Origin of the sequence: Fulvivirga imtechensis AK7 (genome assembly GCF_000331535.1) — a bacterium.
Taxonomy (GTDB): Bacteria; Bacteroidota; Bacteroidia; order Cytophagales; family Cyclobacteriaceae; genus Fulvivirga; species Fulvivirga imtechensis.
In genome coordinates this window covers 1-7,388 of record NZ_AMZN01000142.1, presented here as the reverse complement: position 1 = coordinate 7,388, position 7,388 = coordinate 1, and the positions used below count along the sequence as shown (strand labels likewise).

Here is a 7,388-nt window from a genome sequence, read left to right as displayed (position 1 = left end):
GTATTGGGTCGTGAGTCTTGAGTGGAAGACGAGTTTGCATCGAAAACACGCGGACTGCTCTCTCCCGGCAGGAGATTCAATGCTCTTAAGTTACGGACTGGCTTCAATAACAAGGAGTTGTCATGCCGACTTTGGAGGCATCTTACTAAGCCGTTTCGTCTATGCTTCTTAGTAAGTTCCCTCTTTCATCGGGATGACGCCTTAACTTAAGAGCATTGGGAGGAGATACAGAGGTGGGTAGGTGGGGTTACCCCTCTGTCCTTCGGGCTCTCCCCTGGTCGGGGAGACTTTAGGGATGAGGTTCGGTGCTCTCCAGTTTCTCCACCTCCGGCCTTTGGCCACCTCCGCCAGCGGAAGACAGTATTAATAAGGTTCACGATAATTTGATTTAGTATTTTCCCCATTTGGAGAGGCCAGGGGGAGGGAGTCGGAAGTCCGAAGACCGAAGTCGGAAGGGAATATTAACATTAAAAAGCCCTGGATCTTGAGCAGATGCCAGGGCTTTTCAATAATTTCAATTCTATTCTTATTTGCTACCTTTGAATTTATCAAATTCAGAGGGGACATTCCTTTTAGGGAAAATGTTGTTATCCGCTTCCGTATCAGCCGTCTCTTCTTTAGGATCAAACACAATGTTGGCCACTTCTTTATCAAAAGCAAACACTTTTGTTACCTCTTTCTCATTCATTCTCCAAATCTCAGCGGGAATGTGCTCTGTTGTTTTGGTACCATCGCTAAATGTAAATTCAATGATCAGAGGTGTAACCAAACCACCCTGGTTGCTCAGCTTCAGTTGATAGAAATTCTTGTCAGACATTTTTTGCATGATAGCCTTGTCGTCCACCCTGTTCATAAACTCACCATAATATCTCGGATCAGTATCTACCAGTGAAAATTCTTCTGGTCCATTGCTAAAATCTGAAGTGTTACTATCAGTGGTTTTAGCTGTAAGATCGCCCTTCTTCACCTTTTTGCCCTTGTTTTCAATATCAGCAATCTCACTACGCATTCTAAACCACTTCACCTCTTCTATCGCAACATCCACATGGTCAACAGAATAGAACCACCCTCTCCAGAACCAGTCAAGGTCCACTGCCGAGACATCCTCCATAGTGCGAAAGAAGTCGGCAGGCTTAGGATGCTTAAATTTCCATCGGTTGGCATATTCCTTAAAGGCAGCATCAAATAGCTCAGGGCCCATTACCGTCTCGCGAAGCACTGTAAGCGCTGCTGACGGCTTGCCGTATGCATTGTATCCAAATTGCTTTACCTGCTCAGAATTGGTCATGATCGGTCTGATGTTCTTCTTGTCTCCTTTCATATAATTAACTACGCCTTTGGGTGTACCCCACATCAGGTCAAGGTCAGGATACCTCTCCCTTTTAGTTTCTTTCTCAAGGAATGTGTTTAATCCTTCATCCATCCATGTCCACTGTCTCTCATCGGAATTGACGATCATAGGGAAGTAGTTATGTCCCACTTCATGCACAATTACACTGATCGTGCCGTCTCTCAATCTATCTGATATCTCACCATTTCTTGGACGGCCGAAATTAAAACAGATCATAGGATACTCCATTCCCTGATTAGCAGCATTTACAGATATTGCCACCGGATATGGATAGTCAAATGTTCTTTCCGAATATACTTCCAGAGTATTCTTTACTGCTTTTGTAGACTCATCAGCCCAAAGGGGATTACCTTCTTTCGGATAAAAAGACATGGCCAATGGGGTATTGGTAGGTAATTTCACCGCCTGTGCATCCCAAATATACTTCCTGGAAGAAGCAAAAGCGAAGTCTCTTACGTTATCAGCCTTAAACTGCCATGTTTTGGTCTTGGTAGCTTTATTCTTTTCATTAGCAATGGCCTCCTCCTCTGTTATAATAAAAACCGGCTTGTCAAATGTTTTCTTTGCCTGCTCCAGTCTATCAAACTGGGTTTTTGACAATACCTGTTTTGCATTTTGCAACTCTCCTGTTGCCGCCACGATATGGTCTTCCGGTACCGTAATATTTACTTCGTAGTTACCAAAGGTAAGAGCAAACTCTCCCCTTCCAATGAATTGCTTGTTCTGCCACCCTTCATAATCATCGTAAACTGCCATGCGAGGAAACCATTGTGCGCAGGTATAGGCATAATTATCATCTTCAGGAAAGTATTCATACCCGCCACGACCACCTATCAACATCCTGTCATAGATGTTGTATGACCAGTCGATTGAAAACACAAATGTACTGCCTGGCTTCATAGGTTGAGGCAGGTCAATGCGCATCATAGTACGATTAATAATATGAGGAAGCGCTTTTCCGGCCGCATCTTTAACAGATTTTATCTTATAGCCACCTTCATAATCAGCGGCTGCCATATGAGATTGAAAAAGTTTCGCCGGGATAGAATCTCTTATAGCCCCGGTACTGGTCTGATCATTCAGGTTATCTTTGGCTCTTACATTCTGATCGAGTTGTACCCATAGGTATTTCAGTATATCAGGTGAGTTGTTATAATAAGTGATAGTTTCAGAGCCTGTCAGCACTTGAGTTTTATCATCAATGGAAACATTGATCTTGTAATCGGCTTGTTGTTGCCAATAGTTCACACCGGGGGCACCGGAGCCGGTTCTATAGGAGTTAGGGGTGGGCAGTTGCTGACCTAACTGTTCAAATTTTTGCTCCCAGTCATTCTGCGCAAATACAACGGTTGACAGCAGAAGAGCAAAAAGCACTAGGATTGAATATTTCTTCATAAAAAATTTATTTGAGTTTCAACACGCAAAGGTAATGAATTCCATAAAGCCTTAGTTCCCTATATTATATGCGGTGTAAATAAATATTTTAGAAGGTAAAAAAAGCATATAAACAAAAAAAGCCGTCCCAAAGTCTACTTAGTGTCTCCAAGAAAACACCAATGTCCGCGTTACGCTCGTTCCAAAAATGCTCTCTTACCTCAGTACGATCCGCTTTTTGGAACTTCGCAAGCCTTGACATTGGTGTTTTCTTAAAGCCACTTAGAGTTTCTTACAAACACTACTTAATGACGTCATCTTAATTTGATTCAGGATCCCCTGATTAGTTTCTACTCACCTATAGGGATTCAAAATCAAGGTTTGGAATAACTAACTGGCTTTCGAGACGGCCTCAATTTCAAATCAACGGCTTAGCTTATTTGCCCTTCTTATCTTTAAACTGATCAAATTCAGAAGGTACTTCCTGACGTGGGAAAATATTGTTCTCGACATCAGTATCTGCTGTCTCCAGCTTAGGGTCCAATACGATATTGGTTACCTCCTTATCAAATACAAATACTTTTGTAGCCTCCTCCTCATTATATCTCCAGATCTCTGCCGGTATTTTCTCGGTTGTTTTTGTACCATCCTTAAATGTGAATTCCACAATTACAGGCATCACCAGTCCGCCTTCATTTTTGAACCTTACCTGGTAAAGATTTTTACCCTCGAACTTTTGCATGATAGCTTTGTCGTCCACTCGATTCATAAACTCCCCGTAGTAGCGCGGATCTGTTTCTACTAGTGAAAATTCCTCTGGCCCCTGACTGAAATCCATGGCTTTTTTATCTCCATCCTTTGCAGAGAGATCGCCTTTTTTTACCCTCTTCCCTTTGCTTTCAACACTCGATTGTTCTGTTCTCAGCGTAAACCACTTCACCTCATCCACGGCGATATCTACGTGATCTGTGGTATAGAACCAACCTCTCCAAAACCAGTCCAGATCCACTGCTGATGCATCTTCCATAGTCCTGAAGAAATCGGCTGGGGCAGGGTGCTTGAATGCCCATCTTTGCGCATATTCTTTAAATGCTGCATCGAATAGTTCTGGTCCCATTACTGTTTCCCTTAGTATGTTTAGAGCAGTAGCAGGTTTTGCATAGGCATTATTCCCAAACTGCATGATCTGCTCTGAATTGGTCATGATAGGCCGGATATACTTTTTATCACCTTTCATATAATCTACAATATCCGCAGCCGGCCCTCTTCTTGAAGGAAAGTTATCATACTGCTCTTGCTCTGTTCTGTACTGCACAAAAGTATTCAAGCCTTCGTCCATCCATGTCCACTGTCTTTCATCAGAATTGATGATCATCGGGAAGAAATTGTGCCCTACCTCATGGATGATCACGCCTATCATGCGATACTTGGTGCGATCAGAGTAGGTGCCATCTTCATTTGGCCTGCCGAAGTTGAAACAGATCATGGGGTACTCCATACCTATAGAGGCCGCATGTACCGAAATGGCTACCGGGTATGGGTATTCAATAGTATATTTTGAGTAGGTCTCCAATGTATTTTTTACAGCTTTGGTAGACTCCTGCTCCCAGAGCGGATTACCCTCCTTTGGATAATAAGACATAGCCAATGGAGTTTTATTTCCAATTTTTACTGCCTGTGCATCCCAGATGAATTTTCGGGAACTAGCAAATGCAAAATCTCTGACATTTTCAGCGTGAAATACCCATGTCGATTTTTTGTCGGATTTCTTTTTCTCTCTTTCAATAGCCTCAGCCTGAGTAGCAATAATTACCGGTTTATCGAAGGATTTTTTTGCTCGCTCAAGTCTCTCCTGCTGCTCTTTGGTGAGTACGTCCTTAGGGTTTTGAAGCGTACCTGTTGATGCTACAATATGATCGGAGGGCACGGTGATCTTTACCTTAAAATCACCGAAAGTTAGGGCGAACTCCCCTCTTCCTAAAAACTGCTTGTTCTGCCATCCCTCATAATCATCATAAACTGCCATTCTCGGATGGAATTGGGCAATGGTATACAGATAATTATCATCTTTAGGGAAGTATTCCAGGCCACTTCTACCACCCAGGTCCATTCTGTCGTTGATATTGTATCTCCACTCTATGCCAAAAGAAGTAGATTCCCTCGATTTCAATGGCTGAGGCAGATCTATGCGCATCATAGTTTTATTGATCGTATAAGGCAGACTTTTACCATTGGCATCCGTTACAGATTTGATCTTAAAACCTCCGTCATAGTCTGTTATACCAAGTCCTTGGGCCGCGAACTTTGCGGGAAGGGAATCCTGAATGGCAAACTGCTGCACTTTTAATGTATTTGTTTCCTGCTCCCTCACATTCTGGTCAAGCTGCACCCATAAATACTTCAAGTTATCGGGGGAGTTGTTGTAGTAAGTAACTTTTTCCTTACCTGTGATACTTTGAGTCTTATCATCAAGCTCTACTTCTATGTCATAGTCCGCTTTTTGCTGCCAATACGCATGGCCCGGGGCTCCTGACCCACTCCGATATTCGTTTGGAGTGGGTAGTTCGGTATCTAACTGCTCAAACTTACCTCCCCACTGCTTTTCCTGCGCGTGTGACAGGTAGAAAACGAATAGAGTGAGTAAGCATAAAATTATTCTTCTCATCGTTATAAAATTTAATTACCAAAATTTTGTTTCAAACATTAACATTAAGGCGACACCCCCAACAGCCGAAGATATGATCAACCGCCAATCCCTTCGCTTAGCACCAAAGATATCGACCACTATAAAACTAATTAAAAGGAAAACTGCAACTATTATTATTTGGCCTATTTCTAATCCGATATTAAAGGCCAGGAGCTGTGACACAATGCTGCTATCTTTACCTAACATACTTCTCAGAAAATTAGAAAAGCCAAGACCATGTATGAGACCGAAAAATAATGCCAAAATATAGTTGGTCTGTATTTTGCTGGTTTCCACCGTACGCTCTTTTTTTAGAATATTAAAAACGGCCGTCAGAAAAATGGTTACCGGGATCAAAAATTCAATAACCTCACTGTTAAAATTAACGATACGGAGTGTGGCCAAAGCCAGTGTAATGGAATGACCAATAGTAAAAGCTGTTATCAGAATTAATACTTTCTTCCAGTCGCGAAGTATATAAACAGCACAAAGGGCAATAACGAACAAAATATGGTCATATCCATTGATATCCAAAATATGATCCATGCCCAGGTCAAAGTATATACCGAATTCTGACATTGTGATTTATTTATTAAAGGACCAAGTTTAAGCTATATTTGTCAAAATTGTTAAAAATATTATGTCAATGTCGAAGTATTTCATGTTAGTGGCAGTTTTGCTTTTTTCCTCATTCACATTACACCCGATTCACGTGAGCGTATGTGATATTGAGTATGACAAGGAGAACAGATCGCTCGAAATTGTACAAAAAATTTTTCTCGATGACCTTGAGAAGGCCATTCGGGTGCAGTTGAGTGAGCCCCACCTGGATATTACCAAACCTGGTAAAAACAGAACCACCGATGAGCTTGTAAAGAATTACTTGCCATCCCACTTGAAGATCACGGTGAACGGAAAATCGGAGCCGTACAATTATCTAGGCTATAAAATAGAGGTAGATGCTTTGCATGCATACCTTGAAATAGAGAAAGTTAAAAAGCTCAATTCACTGGAGGTCTTTAGTGATATTCTTACCACAGAGTATGACGATCAGGTGAACCTGGTGCATGTAAAGGTTGATGGGAAAGTCCGTAGCATGAAATTGACGGAAAATAATAAAAAGGACGTGTTGGTGTATTGAGTTCTGCAATTGGGGATAGCTATTTTCGCAGGTCAAAAGTCTTATAAATATCCCAGCTTTTGCCGTTATGCTTTAACAGCACAATGCTATCAACGGGAAAAAGCGCTTGGTAGCTTTTATTTTCAAACTCCTTCCAGGCCTGCAGGAACATCGATTTTTTCAGGTCACGAAAGGCTAGTGTGAGGTGCGGGTTGAAACCTCTGCCTTTGTATTCAGCATTAAAAATATTCAGTTCTGATTTCATATTTCGTTTCAGGCTGTCGTGTACGCCTTTCAAAGCCTGGTTTTCCTCTATATGAATAAAAATTACCCTGGGCTTAAAAGCGCCAAAGCCATGGAGTGCCAACTCAAACGGGTGGTGTCCATCCAGCGACTTTTTTACTGCTTCAAAAATTTTATCTTCCCTGTCTTCACGCCATTTGAAAGGCATATGCAGGGTTATATGCGGGGGTGACTTCAGCGCAGCTTTGGAGTGGTATATCTCAGCAAAATGTTGCTTCCATTTGACTACATCACCAAAAACAGGCTCCGCTGGAATAACGGCTATGAAATATAGAGCATTATTAGTCACTAGTCATTGGTATTGGGTTGAAACTTGATGTATACTTATCAACAGTAAATTGCCTATTGCTTTTGCCAACCACACGCCTATAATGCAGCCCCAATGCTATTGAATTAAAAAAAGCTCGTCTCAGAAGCACAGTCATCTCGCCTGTCTCGAGCTTGCCTCGGGGACCCCAAGGGAGAGTCTATACACATTTGAAACCGTTACTTATGCATAGATCCCTCTTATGGTACCAATGACAAGTTGTGCAATACATTGATAATCAATCAAC

Annotated in this window: 5 protein-coding genes; 1 reads left to right on the top strand and 4 read right to left on the bottom strand. The window is 41.9% G+C overall.

Translation table 11 applies throughout. From position 1 onward, the window contains the following. Positions 1 to 526: 526 nt before the first annotated feature. From C900_RS26955 to C900_RS26945, 3 genes are all read right to left on the bottom strand, one after another. Positions 527 to 2,746 (bottom strand): M1 family metallopeptidase, encoded by a 2,220-nt coding sequence (locus tag C900_RS26955; RefSeq protein WP_009583666.1) that lies wholly within the window; start codon positions 2,744 to 2,746, stop codon positions 527 to 529. 415 nt (positions 2,747 to 3,161) lie between these two features. Continuing rightward, positions 3,162 to 5,390, bottom strand: coding sequence for a M1 family metallopeptidase (locus C900_RS26950; protein WP_009583665.1), 2,229 nt, complete (start codon positions 5,388 to 5,390; stop codon positions 3,162 to 3,164). Positions 5,391 to 5,405: 15 nt separating this feature from the next. After that, positions 5,406 to 5,990: a HupE/UreJ family protein gene (locus C900_RS26945; protein ID WP_009583664.1), complete on the bottom strand. Its 585-nt coding sequence runs from the start codon at positions 5,988 to 5,990 to the stop codon at positions 5,406 to 5,408. A 67-nt stretch (positions 5,991 to 6,057) separates the two neighbouring features. On the opposite strand from C900_RS26945, the gene C900_RS26940 reads away from it, so the two are divergent. Then, the gene (locus tag C900_RS26940; RefSeq protein ID WP_157494267.1) at positions 6,058 to 6,552 is read left to right on the top strand and encodes a DUF6702 family protein; all 495 of its coding nucleotides are present in this window, start codon (positions 6,058 to 6,060) and stop codon (positions 6,550 to 6,552) included. Positions 6,553 to 6,571: 19 nt separating this feature from the next. Here C900_RS26940 and C900_RS26935 read toward each other — a convergent pair whose 3' ends face one another. Continuing rightward, complete coding sequence (locus C900_RS26935) at positions 6,572 to 7,123, bottom strand: 2'-5' RNA ligase family protein (RefSeq protein ID WP_040497656.1); 552 nt, start codon at positions 7,121 to 7,123, stop codon at positions 6,572 to 6,574. Between the last annotated feature and the right edge of the window lie 265 nt (positions 7,124 to 7,388).

Coding starts and splice junctions, on each gene's coding strand:
- C900_RS26955 (WP_009583666.1), bottom strand. CDS start 2,746: ATGAAGAAATATTCAATCCTAGTGCTTTTTGCTCTTCTGCTGTCAACC.
- C900_RS26950 (WP_009583665.1), bottom strand. CDS start 5,390: ATGAGAAGAATAATTTTATGCTTACTCACTCTATTCGTTTTCTACCTG.
- C900_RS26945 (WP_009583664.1), bottom strand. CDS start 5,990: ATGTCAGAATTCGGTATATACTTTGACCTGGGCATGGATCATATTTTG.
- C900_RS26940 (WP_157494267.1), top strand. CDS start 6,058: ATGTCGAAGTATTTCATGTTAGTGGCAGTTTTGCTTTTTTCCTCATTC.